18 protein-coding genes are annotated in these 23091 nt (G+C 73.1%); 13 read left to right on the forward strand and 5 right to left on the reverse strand.

The genetic code is table 11. The features are described 5' to 3' along the window. Window positions 1–103 precede the first annotated feature (103 nt). Window positions 104–1612: a fatty acyl-CoA synthetase gene (locus SGA01_RS00535; protein ID WP_141292322.1), complete on the forward strand. Its 1509-nt coding sequence runs from the start codon at window positions 104–106 to the stop codon at window positions 1610–1612. Window positions 1613–1625: 13 nt separating this feature from the next. Here the strand turns inward: SGA01_RS00535 and SGA01_RS00540 are convergent, their stop codons facing one another. Together SGA01_RS00540 and paaK are read right to left on the reverse strand one after the other, a co-directional pair. After that, a complete protein-coding gene (locus SGA01_RS00540; RefSeq protein ID WP_055645161.1) occupies window positions 1626–2006 on the reverse strand; it encodes a VOC family protein in 381 nt (126 codons plus the stop codon). 23 nt (window positions 2007–2029) lie between these two features. Then, entirely contained in the window at window positions 2030–3316 is a 1287-nt protein-coding gene (paaK, locus tag SGA01_RS00545; RefSeq protein WP_141292323.1) for a phenylacetate--CoA ligase PaaK, read from the reverse strand. Window positions 3317–3604: 288 nt separating this feature from the next. On the opposite strand from paaK, the gene SGA01_RS40815 reads away from it, so the two are divergent. Together SGA01_RS40815 and SGA01_RS00555 are read left to right on the forward strand one after the other, a co-directional pair. Then, window positions 3605–4120: a cytochrome P450 gene (locus SGA01_RS40815; protein ID WP_167533963.1), complete on the forward strand. Its 516-nt coding sequence runs from the start codon at window positions 3605–3607 to the stop codon at window positions 4118–4120. 76 nt (window positions 4121–4196) lie between these two features. Then, window positions 4197–4973 (forward strand): GNAT family N-acetyltransferase, encoded by a 777-nt coding sequence (locus SGA01_RS00555; RefSeq protein ID WP_141292325.1) that lies wholly within the window; start codon window positions 4197–4199, stop codon window positions 4971–4973. Between the two features lie 10 nt (window positions 4974–4983). Here the strand turns inward: SGA01_RS00555 and SGA01_RS00560 are convergent, their stop codons facing one another. Further along, window positions 4984–6363 (reverse strand): cytochrome P450, encoded by a 1380-nt coding sequence (locus tag SGA01_RS00560; protein WP_141292326.1) that lies wholly within the window; start codon window positions 6361–6363, stop codon window positions 4984–4986. 486 nt (window positions 6364–6849) lie between these two features. On the opposite strand from SGA01_RS00560, the gene SGA01_RS00565 reads away from it, so the two are divergent. Together SGA01_RS00565 and SGA01_RS00570 are read left to right on the forward strand one after the other, a co-directional pair. Then, entirely contained in the window at window positions 6850–8739 is a 1890-nt protein-coding gene (locus tag SGA01_RS00565) for a ricin-type beta-trefoil lectin domain protein (RefSeq protein WP_167533964.1), read from the forward strand. Between the two features lie 134 nt (window positions 8740–8873). Then, entirely contained in the window at window positions 8874–9461 is a 588-nt protein-coding gene (locus tag SGA01_RS00570) for a 2'-5' RNA ligase family protein (protein ID WP_141292328.1), read from the forward strand. Between the two features lie 44 nt (window positions 9462–9505). On the opposite strand, the gene SGA01_RS00575 is transcribed toward SGA01_RS00570, so the two are convergent. Continuing rightward, a complete protein-coding gene (locus SGA01_RS00575) occupies window positions 9506–10342 on the reverse strand; it encodes a pentapeptide repeat-containing protein (RefSeq protein ID WP_141292329.1) in 837 nt (278 codons plus the stop codon). 124 nt (window positions 10343–10466) lie between these two features. Here SGA01_RS00575 and SGA01_RS00580 point away from each other — a divergent pair, with 124 nt between their 5' ends. Next, a complete protein-coding gene (locus tag SGA01_RS00580; protein ID WP_229917671.1) occupies window positions 10467–12020 on the forward strand; it encodes an alpha/beta fold hydrolase in 1554 nt (517 codons plus the stop codon). A 15-nt stretch (window positions 12021–12035) separates the two neighbouring features. Here the strand turns inward: SGA01_RS00580 and SGA01_RS00585 are convergent, their stop codons facing one another. Beyond that, window positions 12036–13685 (reverse strand): acyl-CoA synthetase, encoded by a 1650-nt coding sequence (locus tag SGA01_RS00585; protein ID WP_141292330.1) that lies wholly within the window; start codon window positions 13683–13685, stop codon window positions 12036–12038. A gap of 183 nt (window positions 13686–13868) precedes the next feature. Between SGA01_RS00585 and SGA01_RS00590 the strand changes: the two genes are divergently transcribed. The 7 genes from SGA01_RS00590 (at window position 13869) to SGA01_RS00620 (ending at window position 23071) form a co-directional block, all read left to right on the forward strand. Beyond that, a complete protein-coding gene (locus tag SGA01_RS00590; RefSeq protein WP_141292331.1) occupies window positions 13869–14669 on the forward strand; it encodes a crotonase/enoyl-CoA hydratase family protein in 801 nt (266 codons plus the stop codon). Between the two features lie 247 nt (window positions 14670–14916). After that, window positions 14917–15888, forward strand: a complete 972-nt coding sequence (locus SGA01_RS00595; RefSeq protein ID WP_141292332.1) for a Zn-ribbon domain-containing OB-fold protein — start codon at window positions 14917–14919, stop codon at window positions 15886–15888. Further along, window positions 15885–16952 carry a thiolase family protein gene (locus SGA01_RS00600; protein ID WP_141292333.1) on the forward strand — a complete coding sequence of 356 codons (1068 nt, stop codon included), beginning with the start codon at window positions 15885–15887 and terminating at the stop codon, window positions 16950–16952. Before SGA01_RS00595 ends, SGA01_RS00600 begins: the two co-directional genes overlap by 4 nt. Beyond that, on the forward strand, window positions 16945–18111 hold the full coding sequence (locus SGA01_RS00605; RefSeq protein ID WP_055645170.1) for a thiolase family protein: 1167 nt from the start codon (window positions 16945–16947) through the stop codon (window positions 18109–18111). The genes SGA01_RS00600 and SGA01_RS00605 overlap by 8 nt, the downstream gene beginning before the upstream one ends. Before the next feature lie 32 nt (window positions 18112–18143). Next, complete coding sequence (locus SGA01_RS00610) at window positions 18144–18560, forward strand: ACT domain-containing protein (RefSeq protein ID WP_141292334.1); 417 nt, start codon at window positions 18144–18146, stop codon at window positions 18558–18560. 132 nt (window positions 18561–18692) lie between these two features. Continuing rightward, window positions 18693–19874, forward strand: a complete 1182-nt coding sequence (locus tag SGA01_RS00615) for a serine hydrolase domain-containing protein (RefSeq protein ID WP_167533965.1) — start codon at window positions 18693–18695, stop codon at window positions 19872–19874. Between the two features lie 416 nt (window positions 19875–20290). Continuing rightward, window positions 20291–23071 (forward strand): ATP-binding protein, encoded by a 2781-nt coding sequence (locus tag SGA01_RS00620; protein ID WP_443098353.1) that lies wholly within the window; start codon window positions 20291–20293, stop codon window positions 23069–23071. Window positions 23072–23091: the final 20 nt, after the last annotated feature.

The following is a 23091-nucleotide window of genomic DNA, read 5'->3' on the forward strand; positions in this document are numbered from 1 at the left end:
GTCAACATCCCGTTCGGTATCCGAGGTCGGGCGAGGTGGGGCGCATGTGCGGCGCGCCGCAAGGTACTTGACCTTCCGCCCGCCCCGCGCCGAGGATCACGGCATGGAACGACTCCTCAGCCGTACCGTCGACGGCGTGCTGCGCATGAGCGCCCAGCGTGTACCGGACCGCGTCGCCGTCCGGTACGCCGACCGGACCTGGACGTACGCCGAGCTGGACGCGGCCGTCACCACCGCGGCCGCCGTCCTGCGGGAGCCGCACCACGGCCTCGGCCTGCCCGACGGCGCACGCGTCGCGACCTACGGCCACAACTCGGACGCCTACCTCGTCGCGTTCCTCGCCTGCGCGCGGGCCGGCCTGATCCACGTGCCGGTCAACCACCACCTGACCGGCGAAGACCTCGCGTACCTCCTGGAGCAGTCGGACACCTCGCTCGTCCTCGCCGACCCCGCCCTCGCGGACCGCGTCCCGGACGGCTTCGCGGTCAAACCGCTGCGGGACGCGCCCGGTTCGCTCCTCGACGCGGTCGCCGTACCGGAGGAGTACGACACCGACCGCGACGCCCGCGAGCACGTCCAGCTGCTCTACACCTCGGGCACCACCGCCCTCCCCAAGGGCGCGATGATGACCCACCGCGCGCTCGTCCACGAGTACGCGAGCGCCGTCGAGGCCCTCGACCTGCGCGAGGACGACCGGCCCGTGCACGCGCTGCCGCTTTACCACTCGGCGCAGATGCACGTCTTCCTGCTGCCGTACCTCGCCGTCGGCGCCGAGAACACGATCGTCGACGGCCCCGACCCGGCTCTCCTCTTCGACCTCGTCGAGGCGGGCCGCGCCGACAGCTTCTTCGCGCCGCCGACCGTCTGGATCGGCCTCGCCAACCACCCGGACTTCGCCGGGCGGGACCTCTCCGCGCTGCGCAAGGCCTACTACGGGGCCTCGATCATGCCCGTACCGGTACTCGAACGGCTGCGGGCGCGCCTCCCCGGGCTGCGCTTCTACAACTGCTTCGGCCAGTCCGAGATCGGCCCCCTCGCCACCGTCCTCGGGCCCGACGAGCACGAGGGACGGATGGACTCCTGCGGCCGGCCCGTCCGCCATGTCGAGGCCCGGGTCGTCGACGAGGACGGGAAGGACGTCCCCGACGGCACCGCCGGGGAAATCGTCTACCGCTCACCGCAGCTGTGCGAGGGCTACTGGCGCAAGCCCGAGGAGACCAAGGCGGCTTTCCGGGGCGGCTGGTTCCACTCGGGCGACCTCGCCGTGCGCGACGCCGAGGGCTTCCTCACCATCGTCGACCGGGTGAAGGACGTCATCAACTCCGGGGGAGTGCTCGTCGCCTCGCGCCAGGTCGAGGACGCCCTCTACACCCACCCGGGCGTCGCCGAGGTGGCCGTGATCGGCCTCCCCGACGAGCGCTGGATCGAGGCCGTCACGGCCGTCGTCGTCCCGCGCGGCGAGGTCACGGAGGCCGAACTCCTCGCGCACGCCCGCGAGAAGCTCGCCCACTTCAAGGCCCCGAAGCGCGTCCACTTCACTCCGGACCTGCCGCGCAACGCGAGCGGCAAGATCCTCAAGCGAGAACTGCGGGACCGCTTCGGCGCCGTGTGATGTCCTGCCGTCGTCAGCTCGCGAGCTCCTCCACCACGCAGAGGATGTTGCCCTCACTGTCCTTGAACCAGGCACCGCGCATGGTGTCCGATTCGACCACGCCGTCGACCGTCTTGATGCCCGGCAGGTCGTACTCCTCGAACGTGACGCCCTTGGAGCGGAGCTCCGTCATCTCGGCGTCGAGATCGGCGACCTTCCAGCTCGCGAGGGTGTGCCCGGCCTGGCCGCCGTAGGGCGTTTCGTAGAGTCCGATCGTCGTGCCCCCGCACTCGTATCGGGTGTCCTCGGCCGATTCCCTGGTGAGGGGAAGGCCGAGGGTCTCGGAGTAGAAGCGCTTGGCCCGGGACATGTCGTTGACCGGGATGATCGCGGCGATGGGGGAGTCAGACAGCATCGCACTCACCTCCTCCCTCCAGGCTACGCGCCGCGCAGGTCCACGATCCGCTTGATCTTGCCCACCGACCGTTCCAGCGTCTCCGGGTCGACCACCTCGACGCCGACCGACACCCCGATCCCGTCCTTGACCGCCGCCGCGATGGCCAGGGCCGCCGCCGCGCGCTGCTCGGCCGTCGCCTCCGCACGGGCCTCGGCCCGCACCGTCAGGGCGTCGAGCCGGCCCTCCCGGGTCAGCCGCAGCTGGAAGTGCGGGGCCACGGCCGGCGTGCGCAGGACGATCTCCTCGATCTGGGTGGGGAAGAGGTTCACCCCGCGCAGGATGATCATGTCGTCGCTGCGCCCGGTGACCTTCTCCATCCGCCGGAACACCCGCGCCGTCCCCGGCAGCAGCCGCGTCAGGTCGCGCGTCCGGTAGCGGATCACCGGCATCGCCTCCTTGGTGAGCGAGGTGAAGACGAGCTCGCCCTCCTCCCCGTCGGGCAGCACCTCGCCCGTGAAGGGATCCACGATCTCCGGGTAGAAGTGGTCCTCCCAGATGTGCAGCCCATCCTTCGTCTCCACGCACTCCTGCGCCACACCGGGACCGATCACCTCCGACAGCCCGTATATGTCGACCGCGTCGATGGCGAACCGCTCCTCGATCTCCTTCCGCATCGCCTCCGTCCACGGCTCGGCGCCGAACACGCCCACCTTCAGGGAGGTGGAGCGCGGGTCCACGCCCTGCCGCTCGAACTCGTCGAGCAGCGTGAGCATGTACGAGGGGGTCACCATGATGATCTCGGGCCGGAAGTCCTGGATGAGCTGCACCTGCCGGGCCGTCATGCCGCCGGAGGCGGGGATCACCGTGCACCCGAGGCGCTCCGCGCCGTAGTGGGCGCCGAGTCCGCCGGTGAACAGGCCGTATCCGTACGCGACATGGACCTTGTGGCCGGGGCGTGCCCCGGCGGCGCGCAGGGAGCGGGCCACCACGTCCGCCCAGGTGTCGAGGTCCCGGTCGGTGTAGCCGACCACGGTCGGCCGCCCGGTGGTGCCGCTGGAGGCGTGGACGCGCCGGATCCGGGACTGGTCGACGGCGAACATGCCGAAGGGGTAGTGGTCACGCAGGTCGGACTTGGCAGTGAAGGGGAAGCGGGCGAGGTCCGCGAGGGTGTGGCAGTCGTCGGGGGAGAGCCCGGCCGCGTCGAAGGACTGCCGGTAGAAGGGCACGTTCTCGTACGCGTGCCGCAGGGTCGCGCGCAGTCGCTCCAGCTGGAGCAGCGCCAGCTCCTCGCGCCCGAGCTGTTCGCCGCTGTCCAGAAGGTCCGTCATGCGCCACTCCTCCGCAGTCGTAAAACGGACTACCGATCATTCGGTAGTTGCGTACGGGCCAGTAAACCCGGAGGCGCCCAGGGCTTGGCAAGGGGTGGGAGGGGGTCAATCCGAGTGCGCCCGTTCGCTCTCCCGGATGATGTAGTTCGCACTGATATCGCACCTTGGGGTGCTTTTGAGGTGAATGGTGTGCTCTTGTGGCGGTGTGCGGGAGAGAGTGGATCATCCGAGACCGTCCCGCGTCTCGCCTCTCCCACCTCCAGCTCCGGACGGACGGGCCCTGCCCGCGTGCCCGGCCGAAAGCGAAGTCTGCACGCCGGGCACGAGCAGCTCCCGCTCGTCCTGCGCCTGATCGAGAACACCGGGGTCGCGAAGCGGCATCTGGTGCAACCGATCGAGCGCACCCTCGCCCACCCCGGCTTCGAGGCGCGGAACGCGCGGTACGAGAGCGAGGCCAAGGCGCGCGTCCCCGCCGTCGTCGAAGAGGCGCTCGAGGTCGGCAGCGTCACCGTCCGGGAAGGGGAGGCCGTCTACGTCTTCTACCCCGCGGCCAACCGCGACCCGTCCGTCTACACCGAGCCCGACCGGCTCGACCTCGCGCGGAACGAGGCCCCCCACCTCGCCTTCGGTCACGGCGCCCACTACTGCGCGGGCGCCCAACTGGCCCGGATGGAGGCCGAGGTGATGCTCTCCACCTTCCTCACCCGCAACCCCGGCCTCGCCACGGCGGTGGAACCCGAACGGATCGCCTGGCGCCGCGGAACGGTCAACAGAGGCCCGGTCGCCCTGCCCGTCACCTGGTGAATCCCGACCACCGCGGCCACCCTGGCCAGGCAAAACCTGTTGCCGGAGGGCCGGAACCGCTGCTGGAGTGACCCCCATGGAACCTCAGCACCTGCGTGACCTCTACGACCGTCAACTGCGCCGCGAGGCACGCCCCGACGGACCCGGCTGCCGCGTCGAGCGCGTCGGCCCCGTCGTCCGGCAGACCGGACCCGCACACGCCTGGAACGGCGTGCTCTGGTCCGGCCTCGACGCCCCCGGGGCCGACGCCGCGATCGCCGCGCAGATCGCCCACTACCGCGCCGCCGGACTCTCCTTCGAATGGAAGCTGTACGGACACGACGGCCCCGCCGACCTCGCCGACCGGCTCCTCGCCGCCGGCTTCACCGCCGAGGACCCCGAGACCCTGATGGCCACCGAGGCCGCCGCCCTGCCCCAGGACGTGCCGCTCCCCGAAGGCGTCGAGCTCCACGCGGTCACCGACGAGGCCGGGGTGCGCCAGGTCGTCGAGGTCCACGAACGCGCCTTCGGCACCGACAGCTCCCACATCGGCCGCCAGCTCCTCGACCGCCTCGCCGCCGACCCCGACACGGTCACCGCCGTCGTCGCCGTCGCGTCCGGCGAACCCGTCAGCGCGGCCCGCCTCGAACTCTGCCCGGGCACCGACTTCGCCGGACTCTGGGGCGGCGGCACCGTCGAGGCCTGGCGGGGCCGCGGCCTCTACCGCGCGCTCGTCGCCCACCGCGCCCGCATCGCCGCGGCCCGCGGCCACCGCTACGTCCAGGTCGACGCGGCGGACACGAGCCGCCCGATCCTCCAGCGCCTGGGCTTCCTGACGCTCTCGACGACGACCCCGTACACGTACACCGTGTAGACGCAGCCGGTCAGGACCTCCCTTCTGCGGCGGGCACGGACGATGCGGGCGTCGCGGTCCGCGGTCGCGCCCGCATGTGCAGGTCGCGAAGCTCCAGCGTCACCGCCGCGGCGAGGCGGCCTCGGTGGCCCGGCACGTGCTCCAGACGCCAGCGGGCGGCGATGGTCGCGAGGGCGAGGGTGGCCTCGATCATGCTGAACGAGTCGCCGATGCACTTGCGGGCACCCGCGGCGAAGGGGAGGAAGGCGTGGCGGGGCGGCTGGGGGTGCGGGGCCGCCCAGCGATCGGGGGAGAAGACCTCGGGATCCTGGTAGAGGTCGGGCCGGTGGTGGATGAGGTAGGGGCTGTACGCGACGCTGGTCCCGGCCGGCAGCAGATGCCCGCCGAGGTGCGTGTCGGCGGTGACCACGCGCGTGAAGAACCAGCCCGGCGGGCGTAGCCGGAGGGTTTCGGTGATGACGCGCTCGGTCAGCGGCAGGCGCGGCAGGTCGGCGTGGGTGGCCGGCGCACCGCCCAGGACGGCGTCGACCTCGGCGTGCAACCGCTGCTCGACCTCGGGGTGGCGGGCCACCAGATCCAGCGCCGAGGACAGCGTGGCGGCGGTGCTCTCGATGCCGGCCAGGACGAAGGAGACGACGGTGTCGGTGATCTCGGCACTGCTCATGCCGGGGCGATCGTCCTCGGGGTCGTGGGCCGCCACCAGGGCCGAGAGCAGGTCACCGTAGTCGGCGCCGTCGGCACGGCGCTCGGCGATGATGCGCTCGACGGTGCCGTGGAGGCGGGCGCGGGCCGCGAGGTGGGCGCGATTTCCGGGGGTGGGCAGGCGATCCAGCGGCGGGATCAGGAACATGCGCTGGTAGAGGCTCTTGACCACGGTGGTGACATCGGCGGTGAGCCGGCCGTGCGCCGTCGCGGGCAGAGCGTCGGAGAAGAGCGTGGCGGTGATGATCCTGGAGCTCGTCGCCATCATCTCGGCGGGCACGTCGAGGACCTGGCCGGGACTCCAGGAATCGGTCGCCTCCTGTACGCAACCGGTCATGGCCCGTGCGTAGTCCGGCAGCCGGGCCTGGTGGAAGGCGGGCTGGGACAGCCGCCGCAGCCGGCGGTGCGCCTGGTGCGGGCAGGAGACCACGCCGTCGCCGATCACTTCGCGCAGGCGGTCGTAGAGCGGGCCGCCCTTGTCGAAGACGCGGTCGTCCAGCAGGGCTCGCCGGGTCAGTTCCGGATCGCAGATCACGATCATGCTGAGGGGACCGAGGCGGACGCGGACCAGCTCGCCGAGGGCGGGCAGCGAGTTCAGGAAGGCCAGGGGATCCCGCAGCAGCGGTACGACGTGCCCGATCAGGGGCAGCGCACGGGGAGCGGTGGGGATCGAGGGGAAATCCTTCATGACGCGCCACGGCTCCTCTTGGCGGGCCCCATCGTCGGGCGACCCCCCTGCTGAGGGTCTATCCCGCTGGCGGTCCGGCCGATCCGAACGTCGCCGGAGCCGTACGGCCACGTCGGGTCCACCCCGACCACGTCCCGCATCTCGGTGTATTTAGCGCAGGGCCTGTGGGCCGGCAAGTGCCAGGTCGGGGAAGCGGCAGGTCAGCGACGGTCACCCGGATCATCGCCAGGTTGACGGCGACGGGCCGTGGTGACCCCGCCCTCCTCGGGTGTCCTGTATGCGTCGTCGCTGGTCGCGACTCTGACTGAGCCTCAATTGATCTTTGACGCTGCCGAATTGGGGCGGATAACGTCCACATGTTCTTCACGAACACGGGGGCGTGAGCACATGCCCGTAGTCTCTCTTCCTGGAGCGAATGTGCGTACGGTTGGAAGGCTGGCGTTGCCGCTTGCGGCGTTGCTGGCGATACCTGTTGTGGTCGGTTCCGTGCCGGCTTCCGCTGCGGAGGCCGCACCGCCGTTGGCGGTCGAGTCCTTCGCCTACCCGGGGGCCGCGGAGATCCTCGCGGAGCAGGCGGTGACGTTGAAGGCGGGCGACGGCAACATCCTGCTCGCGGACTGCTCCTCGGAGCCGAACCTGGTGCAGGTGGTGCGCCGGGACGCGTCGCCCGCGACGGTCTGTTTCAAGGTCAGCGGCGCGTCCGGCTACCTGGCGTTGGAGATCGCGAAGGTCGTCAGGATCAAGGGCGACAACCATGCGATGAAGGCGACGCTGAACAGGGCCGGAACGGTCAGCAGTGTCGACATCGCGAAGAACGACTGGACGCCTGTCGGCGAGGGCGACCCCCAGCCGGCGGGGGACGGGACCACCCTCCTGGAGCTGACCGCCGGGGGTGCTCCGTCCGAGCCCGTCGTGACCACGGATGTCCCGGCCGTCGGGCGGCTGACCGTCGGTCCCGCCGGGCGGGAAGGCTCGCGCCGGTGCACCGCCAGCCTGGTCGACCCGCTCTGGGCGCTCACCTCCGCGGGCTGCTTCACCGACGACCCCACCTCGCTCGCCGCGGGTGCGCCCTCGGTCAGGAGCACGTTCACCGCCGGTGGCCGCACGGTCGAGATCGCGGAGCTCGTTCCCCGTTCGGACCGGGACGCCCTGATGGTCCGTCTGGCCACGCCGGTCACGGGCATCACCCCGCTCAAGCTCGCCGCCACCGCCCCGACCGGCGGTGAGTACCTGCGGGTGGCCGGGCTCGGCCGCACCGCCACCGAGTGGAACCCGGCCAAGGCCCATGCCGGCACCTACACCGTCGGCAGTGTCACCGCCACCGGCATCGACACCGCGCCCGGCGCGGGCTCGGCCGCGATCTGCGCCGGCGACGCCGGTGCCCCACTGCTGCGCGAGGCCGGCGGCACCACCCGGATCGCGGGCATCGTCTCCCGTGCGTGGCAGGGCGGCTGCCTGGGTACCGCAGCCGACGAGACCCGTACCGACGCCCGGAGCGTCCGCGTCGACGGTCTGGACGAGTGGATCGGCGCCCAGACCGGCCGCAGCTTCACGATCGTCAACCCGGCCGGCGAGCGCTGCCTGAACCTGTCCGGTGTCGGCCCGTGGGGCAACCTGACGCCCGTCATCCTCTTCGACTGCGCGCTGGGCGCCCCCAACGAGCAGTTCCAGATCACCACGGACGGTCAGATCCGGAACCCCGCCTCCGGCCGCTGCCTGAACCTCGAGGGCGCCGGCGGCTGGACCAACGGCACCCGGGTCATCCTGTTCGACTGCCAGGACATCGTGAACGAGAAGTTCGAGTGGACCGCCGACGGTCAGATCCGCAACGCCGCCTCCGGCCGTTGCCTGAACCTCGAGGGCGCCGCCGGCTGGACCAACGGCACCCGGCTCATCCTGTGGGAGTGCCTCGGCGGGGTGAACGAGAAGTTCAAGCTGGTCCCGGAGGACCAGGCGCCGAACCCGATCGGCCGGATCCTCAACCCGCAGACCGGGAAGTGCCTGAACCTCGAGGGCGGGGGCCCCTGGGACAACGGCAACAGGGTCATCCTGTGGGACTGCACGGTCGGTGCGCAGAACGAGCTGTTCCAGCTGACGGCCGACGGACAGATCCGGAACCCCGCCTCCGGGCGCTGCCTGAACCTGGAAGGCGCCGGTGGCTGGACCAACGGCACCCGGGTCATCCTCTGGGACTGCCAGGACGTGGTGAACGAGAAGTTCGAGTGGACCGCCGACGGTCAGATCCGCAACGACGCCTCCGGCCGTTGCCTGAACCTTGAGGGCGCCGGTGGCTGGGCCAACGGCACCCGGGTCATTCTGTGGGACTGCGAGGACGTGGTGAACGAGAAGTTCAAGCTGGTCTCCGTCGGCGGCTGACACCGCCGCACCTCCCTCGCACCACGGCCTCGCGTCGGCAGGGCCGTGGTGACCGCGTGCGGATACGCCGGGGAACGGGGCCGGCCGCTTCAGGACCGAAGCGGCCGCCCCGGGCCCTGGCGCACCATGGTGGTGTGGACACGGACACCCCGCACGGCGACAGCGCCGAGCGGCCCGGTGCGCTCGGCAGCCCGCCGACGCCCCGCACCGCCGTGGCGTGGCTCCCGCCGGCGGAGCTGTGGCCCGCGATCCAGCGGATCCGTGAGGTGCACGACCGGCAGATCGGTCGCTGGCCGCCGCACGTGAACCTGCTCTTCGGCTTCGTCCCTGAGACGGACTTCGACCGGGCGGCTCCGCTGCTGGCCGCCGCCGCGGCCGAGGTTGCGCCGTTCACCGCCCGGCTCAGCGGTGTGCGCAGCTTCGGGCACCGCCACGACGCCACCCTGTGGCTCGATCCGGCGGCGGCCGGCCCCGAGCCCTGGGAGGAGCTGTACGACGCGCTGCTACGCCGCTTCCCCCGCTGCCAGGGCCGCGCCGCCGGCTTCACCCCGCATCTCTCGCTGGGCCGGAGCAGGACTCCGCGCCGACTCGCTCCCGAGCTGGCCGGCCGGCTGGGCACGATGCCGGCCCGCGTCGAGGAGGTCGTCGTGCTGTCGCGCCGGGAGGACGGCCCCATGCGGCCCCGACTCGTCTTCGGGCTCGGGAGGGCCGACGTACGGTGACCCCCTAGACGGATCCTGCAGGTCGGAGCGCGCTGGGGCCTCGGTCAGGGTGTCCAGTGCGTGGGCCGGTCGAAGCCGTCCGGGAGGCGGGTCGCCGCGTTTCCGCGGGCCGAGTTCAGCTGCGGCTGCGTGAGGAAGAGCGCGCCGGTCAGGTCCGCGCCCGACAGGTCGGCGTCCCGCAGGTCCGCCCCGATGAGGTCGGTGAGCGTCAGGTCGGCCCCCGTCAGGTCGGCGGCGATCAGGAGCGCCCCGCGCAGGTCCGCGCCCCGCAGCTTCGCCCCGCGCAGCCGCTTGCCGATCAGGTCGGCCCCCCGGCGGCTCTTCGGCTTGCCGCCGGCCGTCGCCCGGACCAGTTCGCTGGTCCGCAGGAGCAGGGGGTTCACCTCGGCCCGTACGGGCGCCACGTCGAGCTTCTCCAGCGCGTCGGGCGTTCCCCCGGTCAGCTCCTCGACCCGGGCGAGCGCCGCGCGCAGCTCGGCGTGGAGCGGCCGGGCGGCCGGCAGCGCCAGGGCCTCGGTGAGGTAGCGCAGCAGCTCGTGGAGCTGGCGTACGACGGGGAACACCTCGTACATCTGGCGCGCGGTCTCCGGCGCCTCGCGCCAGGACACCCCGCCGAACGTCACCTGGGAGACCTGCTGGCCCGCGCCGAAGCAGTCGTACACCGTGCAGCCCTGGAAGCCACTGGGCCGCAGCCGCGTGTGGATGCCGCAGCGGAAGTCCTCCTGGAGGTTGCGGCAGGGCTCACCGGACGACTTGTTCACGGCGAAGTCCGCCGACTTCGCGAAGGGCAGCGCCACGCAGCACAGTCCGAAGCAGTTGGCGCAGTCGCCGCGCAGCGCGGAATCCCGGGTCTCGGGCACGGTGGAACGGTTCCTTCGCATGTCGGGGACGGTCCGTCCACCGTATCGCGCGCTCCCTGGGCGTCCCGCAATTTCTCCCGCCCGTTCCGCAGCCCTCGGCGAAATCCGTTGCGAAGATCGACAACGGGTCGTGAAGATCGGCGGCATGCCCACCTTCATGAGCTTCACGACCCCCACGACCTTCACCACGTACGACGGGACCGTGCTCGCCTACCGGACGCTGGGGGAGGGGGCGGGCGAGCCGCTGATCTGCCTTCCCGGCGGACCCATGCGCGACGCCGCCTACCTCGGCGACCTCGGCGGACTCGCCGCCCATCGCACCCTGGTCGTGCTCGACCCCCGCGGCGTCGGAGCGAGCGCCGAGCCCGCCGACCCCGGCACGTACCGCTGCGACCGCCAGGTCGGCGACGTCGAGGCCCTCCGCGCCCACCTCGGCCTGGAGCGGATCGACCTCCTCGGCCACTCCGCCGCCGGAAACCTCGCCACCCTGTACGCCGCCGCCCACCCCGACCGCGTCCGCTCCCTCGTCATCGTCACCTCCAGCGGGTGGGCGCTCGGCCTCGGCACCACCGACGAGGAGTGGGACGAGGCCGTCGAGGTCTTCGCCGATCAGCCGTGGTACGCGGACGCCCACGCCGGAATCGCCACGATCGGCCCCGACACGCCGCTGCCGCGCGTCCTGGAGATCGTCGCGCCCTTCGGCTACGGCCGCTGGGACGAGGCAGCGCAGGAGCACGCGGCGGCGGCGGAAGGGCAGATCCGCTGGGAGGCCGCCTCCGCGTACCACGGTGAGGGCGCCTACGACCCGGAGACCACCCGGCGCGCGCTCACCGCGCTCAAGGCGCCCGTGCTGATCCTGGCCGGGGAGTACGACGCCGGACCCACCCCGGCCAGGGCCGCCGAGATAGCGACCTGCTTCCCCGACGCCGAACTCGTCGTCCAGCCCGGCGCCGGGCACTTCCCGTGGGTGGACGACGCGGAGGCCTTCGTCCGCCCGATCGCCGCCTTCCTCGATCCGGAGGTCCGCACGGTCACCGTGGACGGCGTTCGCCTCGCCTACCGGGTGAGCGGCCCCGAGGGCGCCCCGCCCGTCGTCCTCGTCCACGGCCGCGGCGAGAACGGCACCGGCTGGCACGGCGTCAGCGAGGCCCTCGCCGCCGACCACCGGGTGTACGCCCCCGACCTGCGCGGCCACGGACTGAGCGACCGCCCCGGCGGATACGGCTTCGAGGACCTCCGCGACGAACTCGGCGGCTTCCTGCGCGCCCTCGGCCTCGCCGGGGTGACGGTCGTGGCCCACTCGATGGGCGCCGGGGCCGCGTGCCTCCTCGCCCAGCGGGAACCCGGCCTGATCGGCCGTCTCGTCCTGGAGGAGCCGCCCGTCTTCCTCCCGCTCGACCCGCCGCGCCCGGTCGCCGAGCGCCCCGAGGGCCCGCTGGCCGTCGACTGGGAGGTCGTCACGACCACCGACGCCCAGCTGAACGCCCCCGACCCGGCCTGGCGCGAGGGCCTCCCCGCGATCAAGGCCCCCACCCTCGTCCTCGCCGGAGGCCCGTCCAGCCACGTCCCCCAGGAACAGCTGGCCTGGCTCGGCGAACGCATCCCCGGCGCCCGCCTGGTCACGATCGACGCCGGGCATCTGATCCATGAGGCCCGACCGGCGGACTTCCTTGCCGCGCTCAGGGAGTTCGGGATTTAGGACCGCCGGCTGCCCCTAGGCGCCGCCCTTCGCGGCCGTTCCCGTCCCCGTGTCCGCCTCCACCGCCACGGTGCGGGCCCAGCGGTAGTCCGCCTTGCCGCTGGGGGAGCGCTGGATCCGGTCCGTGAGGACCAGTTGGCGCGGGACCTTGTAGCCCGCCAGGCGCGGGCGGCAGTGGCTCTGCACCGCCTCCAGGTCCAGCGGCGGGGCGTCCGCGCGGAGCTGGACGACCGCGGCGACGTGGTTGCCCCAGCGGGCGTCGGGGACTCCGGCGACCAGGGCGTCGTACACGTCGGGGTGGGACTTCAGCGCCTGCTCCACCTCCTCCGGGTAGACCTTCTCGCCGCCCGTGTTGATGCACTGCGATCCGCGCCCGAGGACGGTGACGACGCCGTGCTCGTCGACGGTCGCCATGTCGCCGAGGAGCACCCACCGCACGCCGTCCTTCTCGAAGAAGGTCTCGGCGGTCTTGGCCGGGTCGTTGTAGTAGCCGAGCGGGACGTGACCGCGCTGGGCCAGGCGGCCGATCTCGCCCGTCGCGACGGGCTCGCGGGTCGCCGGGTCGACGACCTGGGTGCGTTCGTTGACGTGCAGCCGGAAGCCCTTGTCCGGGCCGGAGTCGTCCGTCGCGCGGCCGTTGGAACCGGACTCGGTGGAGCCGAAGTTGTTGAGGAGCAGGACGTTCGGCATGAGCTCCTGGAGCTGGGCCCGCACGGTGTCGGACATGATCGCCCCGGAGGACGACAGGCTGAAGAGATGGGAGAGGTCGGTGCCCTTGAGGGGGCCGTGCAGCGCGTCGACGAGCGGGCGCAGCATCGCGTCGCCCACGAGGGAGATGCTGGAGACCTTCTCCTTCTCCAGGGTGCGCAGGACCTCCTCCGGCACGTACTTGCGGTGGAGGACGACCCGCTGGCCGTAGTTGAAGGCGATGAACGCCGTCAGCGTGGAGGTGCCGTGCATCAGCGGCGGCGCGGGGAAGAACGTGATGCCGGGGCCGCCGGCCGCGACCCGCTCGGCCAGCTCCTCGGGCCGCTTCACGGGCTCGCCCGAGGGCTCTCCCCCGAACAGGCCCGCGAAGAACAGGTCCTCCTGGCGCCACAGGACGCCCTTCGGCATGCCGGTCGTGCCACCGGTGTAGATGATGAAGAGGTCGTCCCCGGAGCGCGGGCCGAAGCCCCGCTCCGCCGAGCCGGCCGCCTCCGCCTCGGCGTACGGCACGCAGTCGAGCGCCGGAGCTCCCTCGGGCGGGGTCCCCACCCGCACGAGGTGCCGCAGCATCGAAGTCTGCGGCAGCGCCGCCGCGACCCGCTCCGTGAACTCGGCGTCGAAGACGAGCGCGGCGAGGTCGGCGTCCCGGTAGAGGTAGACGAGCTCTTCCTCCACGTACCGGTAGTTGACGTTGACCGGCACGATCCGTGCCTTGAGGCAGGCGAGGACCGTCTCCAGGTACTCGACGCCGTTGTACAGGTGGAGGCCGAGGTGCTCACCGGGGCGGATGCCCGCGTCGATGAGGTGATGGGCGATCCCGTTGGCGGCGGCGTCGAGTTCGGCGTACGTGAGACGGCGCTCCGCACCCGTGCCCGGGTGATCGACGTACACCAGAGCCTCGCGGTCCGGGACCACGTCGACCACCGATTCGAACAGGTCGGCAAGGTTGTACTCCACCGTTCCTCCTGACCCCGGTTCGCGCTGACTCGTACGGGTGCGCAGTGACTCGGCGGTCATTAGAGCGCCGACCGGCGACGGGGGGAAGGGGGTGCGCAGAAGAATCTGACTGAGTGTCAGAAAACTATTGAACTGGAACCCCCACTCCTGCAACCTGTTCCAGAACTGGAGACGGGAGACCCCATGGGTGGCACCGAACACCTGGACGTCCGGCGCGAAGGCGCCACGCTCGTACTCACCTTGAACCGGCCCGAGGCCAAGAACGCCCTCTCGCTGCCGATGCTCGTCGGCCTCCACGACGGCTGGCTGGAGGCCGACGCCGACGACGCGATCCGCTCGATCGTCCTCACCGGCGCGGGCGGCTCCTTCTGCGCCGGCATGGACCTCAAGGCCCTGGCCGGCAAGGGCATGGAGGGCGAGCAGTACCGGGACCGGCTGAAGGCCGACCCCGACCTGCACTGGAAGGCGATGCTGCGCCACCACCGCCCGCGCAAACCCGTCATCGCGGCCGTCGAGGGGTACTGCGTCGCCGGCGGCACCGAGATCCTCCAGGGCACCGACATCCGGGTCGCGGCCGCCTCGGCGACCTTCGGCCTCTTCGAGGTCAAGCGAGGCCTCTTCCCCATCGGCGGCTCCACAGTCCGGCTGCCCCGCCAGATCGCCCGTACCCACGCCCTCGAAATGCTCCTCACCGGCCGCCCGTACACCGCCGAGGAAGCCGCCCGCATCGGGCTCGTCGGGCGGGTCGTCCCCGACGGCACGGCCCTGGACGCCGCCCTCGACATCGCCGAGCGGATCAACGCGTGCGGTCCGTTGGCGGTCGAGGCGGTGAAGGCGTCCGTCTACGAGACCGCCGAGATGGCGGAGACGGAGGGGCTGGCCGCCGAGCTGAAGCGGGGGTGGCCGATCTTCGACACGGCGGACGCGAAGGAGGGGGCGAGGGCGTTCGCGGAGAAACGGACGCCGGAGTACCGGCGGGAGTGACGTTTCCCCACCCCGCCCCTTCCCGAACTGGGGCTCCGCCCCAGACCCCGGTCCTCAAACGCCGGACGGGCTGACATCGCCGCCGCAATCCAGCCCCGCCGGGCGGAACTTCAGCCCCGCCGGCGTTTGAGGCGCGGGGGTCCGGGGGCGGAGCCCCCGGTTACGGGAAGGGGCGGGGTGGGGGAAGGCCCCGCGCAGCGGTCCCACCCGCACCCAGCCCACCCCCCCCCAACGAAGGAGCCGTCCCATGACAGCCGCCGCCCCACCGCCGGAGGCCCTCCGCGCCCCCCTGGTCGTCGAGTTCCCCTTCACCCGCTCCCTCGGCCCCGTCCAGTCCGCCTTCCTCACCGGACTGCGCGAGCGGACCGTGCTCGGGGCGCGGACCGAAGCCGGCGAGGTGCTCGTCCCGCCCGTCGAGTACGACCCCGTCACCGCCGCCGAGCTCCGCGAGCTCGTCGAGGTCGGAGTCACCGGCACCGTCACCACCTGGGCCTGGAACCCCGAGCCCCGCAGGGGCCAGCCGCTCGCGACCCCCTTCGCCTGGGTCCTCGTCCGTCTCGACGGCGCCGACACCGCCCTCCTGCACGCCCTCGACGCCCCGGGCCCCGAGGCCGTCCGCACCGGACTGCGCGTCCGGATCCGCTGGGCCGCCGAACGCTCCGGCGCCATCACCGACATCGCCTGCTTCGAGCCGTACGAGTACGAGAACGACGACCCCGCGACCGGACCGCAGCCCCACGACGGGGAGTTCGGCAACCCCGTCACCGGCATCGTCGCCCCCGCCCGCCTCGACTACACCTACAGCCCCGGCCGCGCCCAGACCCGCTACCTCCACGCGCTCGCCGGGCGCCGCACCGTCGGCGAACGCTGCCCCTCCTGCGCCAAGGTGTACGTCCCTCCCCGGGGTGCCTGCCCCACCTGCGGGGTCGCCACCACCGACCAGGTCGAGGTCGGCCCCCGCGGCACCGTCACCACGTACTGCATCGTGAACATCAAGGCGAAGAACCTCGACATCGAGGTGCCGTACGTCTACGCCCACATCGCCCTCGACGGCGCCGGGCTCGCCCTCCACGGCCGCATCGGCGGCATCCCCTACGACGAGGTCCGCATGGGCCTGCGCGTCGAACCCGTGTGGAGCGAGGACGGCCGCTACCCCGACCACTACCGGCCCACCGGCGAACCCGACGCCGACTACGACACCTACAAGGAGCTGCTGTGACGCCGCACCGGCCCGCGCGAGAGGTGGCGATCGTCGCCTTCGCCCAGAGCGACCACCGCCGCCGCACCGACGACCTCTCCGAGGTCGAGATGGTCATGCCCGTCCTGCACGACGTGCTCCGGCAGACCGGACTCAAGGCCTCCGACATCGGGTTCACCTGCTCCGGCTCCTCCGACTACCTCGCCGGACGGGCCTTCTCCTTCACCATGGCACTCGACGGCGTCGGCGCCTGGCCGCCGATCTCCGAGTCCCACGTCGAGACGGACGGCGCCTGGGCCCTGTACGAGGCCTGGGTGAAACTCCTCACCGGGGAGGCCGACACCGCCCTCGTCTACTCCTACGGGAAGTCCTCGCCCGGCTCCGTACGCGACGTCCTCACCCGCCAGCTGGACCCCTACTACCTCGCCCCGCTCTGGCCCGACTCCGTCGCCCTCGCCGCGCTCCAGGCCCAGGCGCTCGTCGACGCGGGGCACACCGACGAACCCGCCCTCGCCGCCATCGCCGAACGGAGCCGGAGCGACGCGGCGGCGAACCCGCACGCCCAACTCCCCGGCGCCCGCCCCCAGGGCGAGTACGTCGTCCAGCCGCTCCGCACCGGCGACTGCCCGCCCATCGGCGACGGAGCCGCCGCCGTCATCCTCGCCGCCGGCGACCTGGCCCGCGAGCTCTGCGAACGACCCGCCTGGATCCGGGGCATGGACCACCGTATAGAGGCACACTCCCTCGGCGTCCGCGACCTCACCGACTCGCCCTCCACCCGCCTCGCCGCCGAGCGCGCCGGAGCCTTCGAGAGGCCCGTCGACACCGCCGAACTCCACGCCCCCTTCACCTCCCAGGAGGTCGTGCTCGCCAAGGCCCTCGGCCTCGACGAGAGCGTGCGGGTCAACCCCTCCGGCGGAGCCCTCGGCGCCAACCCCGTCATGGCGACGGGCCTCATCCGCCTCGGCGAGGCCGCCGCCCGCATCCACCGGGGCGCCTCCGACCGCGCCCTCGCCCACGCCACCTCCGGGCCCTGCCTCCAGCAGAACCTGGTCGCCGTACTGGAAGGGGACCCCCGTGCCTAAAGAGCCCGTCGCCGTCGTCGGCATCGGCCAGACCAAGCACGTCGCCGCCCGCCGGGACGTCTCGATCGCCGGACTCGTCCGCGAGGCGGCCGTCCGAGCCCTGGCGGACGCGGAGCTGACCTGGGCGGACATCGACGCCGTCGTCATCGGCAAGGCCCCCGACTTCTTCGAGGGCGTGATGATGCCGGAGCTGTACCTCGCCGACGCGCTCGGCGCCGTCGGCAAACCCATGCTCCGGGTGCACACGGCCGGATCGGTCGGCGGCTCCACCGCGCTCGTCGCCGCCAACCTCGTCGCGGCGGGCGTCCACGGGACCGTCCTCACCCTCGCCTTCGAGAAGCAGTCCGAGTCCAACGCCATGTGGGGCCTCTCCCTGCCCGTCCCCTTCCAGCAGCCGCTGCTCGCCGGGGCCGGAGGCTTCTTCGCCCCGCACGTCCGGGCCTACATGCGCCGCACCGGCGCCCCCGACACGGTCGGCTCCCTCGTCGCGTACAAGGACCGGCGCAACGCCCTCAAGAACCCCTACGCCCATCTCCACGAGCACGACCTGACCCTGGAGAAGGTCCAGTCCTCCCCGATGCTCTGGGACCCGATCCGGTACTCGGAGACCTGCCCGTCCTCGGACGGCGCCTGCGCCATGGTCCTCACGAACCGCGCCGGCGCGGCCCGTGCACCGCGCCCGGCCGCCTGGGTGCACGGCGGCGCGATGCGCAGCGAACCCACCCTCTTCGCCGGCAAGGACTTCGTCTCGCCGCAGGCGGGCCGGGACTGCGCCGCCGACGTCTACCGGCAGGCCGGCATCACGGACCCGAGGCGGGAGATCGACGCCGTCGAGATGTACGTGCCGTTCTCCTGGTACGAGCCGATGTGGCTGGAGAACCTCGGCTTCGCCGAGGAGGGCGAGGGCTGGAAGCTCACCGAGGCCGGAGTGACCGAACTCGACGGCGACCTGCCGGTGAACCCCTCGGGCGGAGTGCTCTCCACCAACCCCATCGGAGCCTCCGGCATGATCCGCTTCGCCGAGGCCGCGCTCCAGGTGCGCGGCGAGGCGGGCGAACACCAGGTGGAGGGCGCACGGCGGGCGCTCGGCCACGCTTACGGAGGCGGCGCGCAGTTCTTCTCCATGTGGCTGGTCGGCGACACCCCGCCCGCCACCTGAACCGGCCGGCCGGGCAGCTTAGGCTGGCCGCCATGAACGCCGAACGCGACCTGATCCGACTCCTCGCCGGAATGCGACCGGAACTCGCCCCCGGGCGGTACGTCTTCACCACGGTGGCCGGCCCCGCCGCCCCGGCCGGGGTCGCCCCCGTCGTCACCGTGACCGAGAGCGAGGGGCTCACCCTCGTCGTACGCCAGGAGGAGGCGGACGCCGCCTCCCTCCCGTACGACTACGTCGCGGGGTGGATCACCCTGCGGATCCACTCCGCGCTCGACGCCGTCGGCCTGACGGCCGCCGTCGCGGGCGCGCTCGCCGACGCGGGCATGAGCTGCAACGTCGTGGCCGGGTTCCACCACGACCACCTCTTCGTGGAACACGCGCGGGCGGAGGAGGCGTTGGCCGTTCTGGAGCGCCTCGCGGAGGGCGGCGACCTTCCGGGGCGTCCCTAGGGCTCCGGTCGGGGTCCTCCTTAGGGAAGCGGTGGGCCTCACTCATCCCTCGTCATGATCACCGGTGCTCTCCACCTGCCTAGGCTGAAGCCAACTCACGTCGCTCCAGCCGCAGATGAGGAAGTCAGCCCCGTGAAGTCGTCGCACCGCAAGGCCACCGCCGCCACCGTCTCCCTGCTCGCCGCCGCCGCGCTGCTCGTGCCCGCCGTCACCCCCGCCACGGCCGCCGCACCGGCAGCCGGCGCAGGCATCGGACACGGAGCCGACCGGGCCGCACTCCAGCAGGCCCTCGACGCCACCGTCGCCGCCGGGGTCCCCGGGGCCGTGGCCGAGGTGCGCGACGGGCGCGGAGTGTGGCGCGGCAGCAGCGGAACCGCCGATCTGGGCAGTGGGCGCGCCGCCAAGGCCGGCGACCGGTTCCGTGCCGGGAGCGTCACGAAGAGCTTCACCGCCACCCTCGTGCTCCAGCTGGTGGCCGAGGACAGGGTCGGGCTCGACGACACCGTGGAGGAGCACCTCCCCGGCGTCGTGCCCAACGGCGGGCACATCACCGTACGGCAGCTGCTCCACCACACCAGCGGTCTCGCCAACTACACCGACGTGCTGCTGAGGAAGCCCGATCCGGTACGGGACGCACAGCGGGCCACGTACACACCGCGCGAGCTCATCGCGCTCGTCGCCGACGCGCCGAACAGGCCCGCGCCCGGCACGGTGTGGGAGTACTCCAACACCAACTACGTCGTCCTCGGACTGCTCGTCGAGGACATCACGGGCCGCTCGCTCCGGCACGAGACCGAGCGCCGCATCCTGCGCCCCCTGCGCCTGTCGGGCACGTCCTTCCCCACCACGGCGCACCTCGCCGGTCCGCGGCTGCACGGGTACGAGTGGCTCGACGGCCGCGGACCGGGCGCCGCGCCCACCGACCTCACCGAGTTCAGCCCCGCCGCCTACTGGGCCACCGGGACGCTCATCTCCACCACCCACGACCTGAACACCTTCTACAAGGCGCTCTTCGACGGCCGGTTGCTCCCGTCCCGCCTGGTGAAGGAGATGCGGGCGACGCAGCCCATGAACCCCGAGCGGCCGGGGCGCTCCTACGGTCTCGGCCTGGAGGGCAACGCCCACACCTGTCCGGCCGACGGACCGGTCCTCGGACACACGGGCGAGGTGGTCGGATATCAGACCTTCAGCTTCACCTCCGCCGACGGCGACCGACAGGTCACCCTGTCGGTCAACACCGGTCTGACCCTGTCCGACACGGCGGCGAAGGCCGCGACGAAGGTGCTCTCCACCGCCCTGTGCCGAGCGGATTGAGACGGACGCGCCGTCGTGCGCCCCTGGCTTGGGTGTTTACCCGTCCCTGTTCACTCCGTCGGGCGTACGCTGGGGTTTTCGCGGGGCCACCCGCCCGGCACCCCGCACTGTGCGCCGGGCGCGCGCCCCCGGTGTGGGGGTGGAACGTGGTACCTGAGGACGGCAGGCCGGCCCGTAAGGGTTTCGGTCTCTTCGAACGCGAGGCGGCGCTCACGGCGGCCGAGGAGGCACTCGACCTCCTGACGGGCCTCGCCGAGGAGTTCCCTGCCCGGCCCGACCGGGTGCCCGCACCCCGCGAGCCCCGTGGCCCCCACCTCGTCGCCGTCCCCGACGGAACCCCGAGCCGTCCCGTCATCCTCCCGGGCAGGGAGCCCGCCACCGGACCGAGGCTCCTCCCCGCCCCGGCCGACGACACCGTGACCGACCACATCGCGGCCGACAGCACCCTGGCCGACGCGTCCGACAGTGCTACCGACAGCGCGTCCGAGGCCGACCGGCCCCGCGCCACCCGGCGCGGCGGCATCCTCGCCTACGCCGCCCCCGCCGGGCTCGGCAAGACCACCCTGCTCGCCGAGATCCGGCGCCTCGCCGGCGCCCGCGGCTGCACCGTGCTCTCCGCCCGGGGCGGCGACCAGGAACAGCGGGTCGCCTTCCACGTCGCCCGGCAGCTCCTCCAGCCCCAACTGGCCCACGCCTCCGACACCGAGCTCCGCGAGCGGCTCGGCTCCTGGTACGACATCATCGGCCCCGCCCTCGGGCTGCGCGCCACCGGCGCCGGGTCCCCGCCCGACCCGCAGGGCCTGCGCGACGGACTCGACTGGGTCCTCACCCACCTCGCCGTCCGGCGCGCCCCGCTCGTCGTCGTCCTCGACGACGCCCACTGGGCCGACCCCGAGTCCCTCGGCTGGCTCGCCGCCTTCGCCCCGCGCGCCGAAGAGCTGCCCATGCTCCTCGTCGTCGCCTACCGGCCCGACGAACTCCCCGACGAGGGCGCGGAGTTCACCGGACACCGCTCGGGGCAGCGGCCCCTCGGCCTCGCCCCGCTCACCACCGACGCCATAGCGCAGCTCGTCCGCGACCGGGTCGGCGCCCATGCCGACGACGCCTTCTGCCGGGAGTGCTGGACCGTCACCTCCGGCAATCCCTTCGAGGCCGTCGAACTCGCCGCCAAGGTCCGCGACCACGGCCTCGAACCCACCGCGGGCGGCGCCCACGAACTCCGCGACCTCGCCGCCGCCCTCAAGGGCAGCGGCCTCGTCACCCGGCTCGAACGCCTCGGCCCCGCCACCGTGCGCCTCGCCTGGGCCTGCGCCGTCCTCGGCACCGAGATCTCCCCGCAGCTCGCCGGAGCCGTCGCCGGACTCGGCGACGAGGCCGTCGCCGACTGCGCCGGGCGGCTGCGCGAGGCCCGGGTGCTCGCCGAGGCCGACGGACCCGACGAGCCCCTCCAGTTCGTCCACCCCCTCATCGCCACCACCGTCTACCGCTCGATCCCCGCCGCCACCCGCGTCGCCCTCCACGGCCAGGCCGCCTGGTGCGTCGTCGACGCGGGCCTCGGCTCCACCGCCGCGGCCCGCCACCTCCTGGAGACCCACCCCGAGGGCGACTCCTGGGCTGTCGGCCATCTGCGCGCGGCCGCCCGCGAGAACCTCCGCGCCGGCGCCCCCGACGCAGCCCGCCGCTTCCTCGCCCGCGCCCTGCGCGAGCCCCCCACCGTCGACGACCGGGCCGCCGTCCTCTTCGAGCTCGGCTGCTCCTCCCTCCTCACCGAACCCGCCACCACCGTCAACCACCTGCGCGCCGCCCTGGAGGAGCCGATCGCCGACCCGGCCCTGCGGCACGGCATCGTCTACCGCCTCTCCCAGGTCCTCGCCCACAGCGACCGCCTCGTCGAGGCCTCCGAGCTCCTCGGCCGCGAGGCCCGGCAGACCACCGACGCCCGCAGCCGCCTCCGTATGCAGGCCGAGAAGTTCATGTGGGACGCCTTCCGCGCCGACGAACCCGAGTCGCCCGCCCGCTCCCGCCGCCTCACCGCCCTCGCCGACCGGCTCACCGGCCGCGACCTCACCGAGCGGTACGTCATCGGCCTGCGCGCCTGGGACGCCACCCTGCGCGCCGAACCCTCCGCCGTCGCCGTACGGCACGCCGAGCGCGCCCTCGAAGGCGGTCTCAGCTGGGCCGACGAGAGCCGGGGCTTCGAGGTCCCGGTCCTCACGGCCCTCACCTTCCTCTACGCCGACCGCCCCGGCCGCGCCGAGGAGCTGTTCGCCGCCGGCACCGCCGAGTTCGAGCGCCAGGGCTGGCGCGGCGCCCACCTCTCCTTCGCGTACACCCTGCTCGGCTACATCCGCTACCGCCGCGGCCGCCTCGTCGAGGCCGAGGACTTCGTCCGCGCCGGACTGCGCCTCGCGGAGCGCGTCGGACCGCGCACCCCCGCCCAGTGGTACGCGGTCGGCGTCACCATCGAGGTCCTGCTCGCCCGCGGCCGGGTCGAGGAGGCCGACCGCATCGCCCGCGAGCACGACTTCGGCGAGCCCTTCCCGGCCGCCGTCGGCCGCCGCCTCGACCCGCGCGGCATGCGCAACCCCGCCTGGTGCCCCTGGCAGCTCCACCTCGCCGCCGCCGAGGCCGCCACGACCCCCGCGAGGGCCCGGCGGACCGCCCAGGAGGCCGTCGCCCGCGCCCGGCAGTACGGGGCACCCTCCGCGATCGGCTCGGCGCTCCGGGTGCTCGCCGAGGTCTCCGCGCCCGCCGAGCACGTGAAGCTCCTGGAGGAGTCCGTCGACTGGCTGGACCAGTCGCCCGCCGCCTACGAGCTCGCCCGCTCCCTCGTCGCCCTCGGCGCCGCCCTGCGCCGCACGGAACGCGCGGGGGAGGCCGCCGAGCACCTCTACCGGGGCCTGGAGGCCGCCCAGGACTGCGGCGCCGACGGCCTGGTCGACGAGGCGCGGGCCGAGCTGGCGGCGGCCGGACTGCGCCCCCGGGCCCTCCACCCGGCCGGCACGGACACGCTCACCGCCCGTGAGCGCCAGGCCGCCGAGCTCACCGTCCGCGACCGGGACGTGGCCCTCCACCTCGGCGTCGACGCGGCCGCCGTCAGCCGCCTCCTTTCGGCCGTCTACCGGAAACTGGGCACCGACAGGACCGGCCTCGACCAGGCCCTGCGGAACACGGGCCGCCCCGGCGGGCAGCCCTGACCGGGGCGGGGCGCCCGGCG

Source organism: Streptomyces gardneri, assembly GCF_006539185.1.
Taxonomy (GTDB): Bacteria; Actinomycetota; Actinomycetes; order Streptomycetales; family Streptomycetaceae; genus Streptomyces; species Streptomyces gardneri.

Coding starts and splice junctions, on each gene's coding strand:
- SGA01_RS00535 (WP_141292322.1), top strand. CDS start 104: ATGGAACGACTCCTCAGCCGTACCGTCGACGGCGTGCTGCGCATGAGC.
- SGA01_RS00540 (WP_055645161.1), bottom strand. CDS start 2,006: ATGCTGTCTGACTCCCCCATCGCCGCGATCATCCCGGTCAACGACATG.
- paaK (WP_141292323.1), bottom strand. CDS start 3,316: ATGACGGACCTTCTGGACAGCGGCGAACAGCTCGGGCGCGAGGAGCTG.
- SGA01_RS00555 (WP_141292325.1), top strand. CDS start 4,197: ATGGAACCTCAGCACCTGCGTGACCTCTACGACCGTCAACTGCGCCGC.
- SGA01_RS00560 (WP_141292326.1), bottom strand. CDS start 6,363: ATGAAGGATTTCCCCTCGATCCCCACCGCTCCCCGTGCGCTGCCCCTG.
- SGA01_RS00575 (WP_141292329.1), bottom strand. CDS start 10,342: ATGCGAAGGAACCGTTCCACCGTGCCCGAGACCCGGGATTCCGCGCTG.
- SGA01_RS00580 (WP_229917671.1), top strand. CDS start 10,467: ATGCCCACCTTCATGAGCTTCACGACCCCCACGACCTTCACCACGTAC.
- SGA01_RS00590 (WP_141292331.1), top strand. CDS start 13,869: ATGGGTGGCACCGAACACCTGGACGTCCGGCGCGAAGGCGCCACGCTC.
- SGA01_RS00595 (WP_141292332.1), top strand. CDS start 14,917: ATGACAGCCGCCGCCCCACCGCCGGAGGCCCTCCGCGCCCCCCTGGTC.
- SGA01_RS00610 (WP_141292334.1), top strand. CDS start 18,144: ATGAACGCCGAACGCGACCTGATCCGACTCCTCGCCGGAATGCGACCG.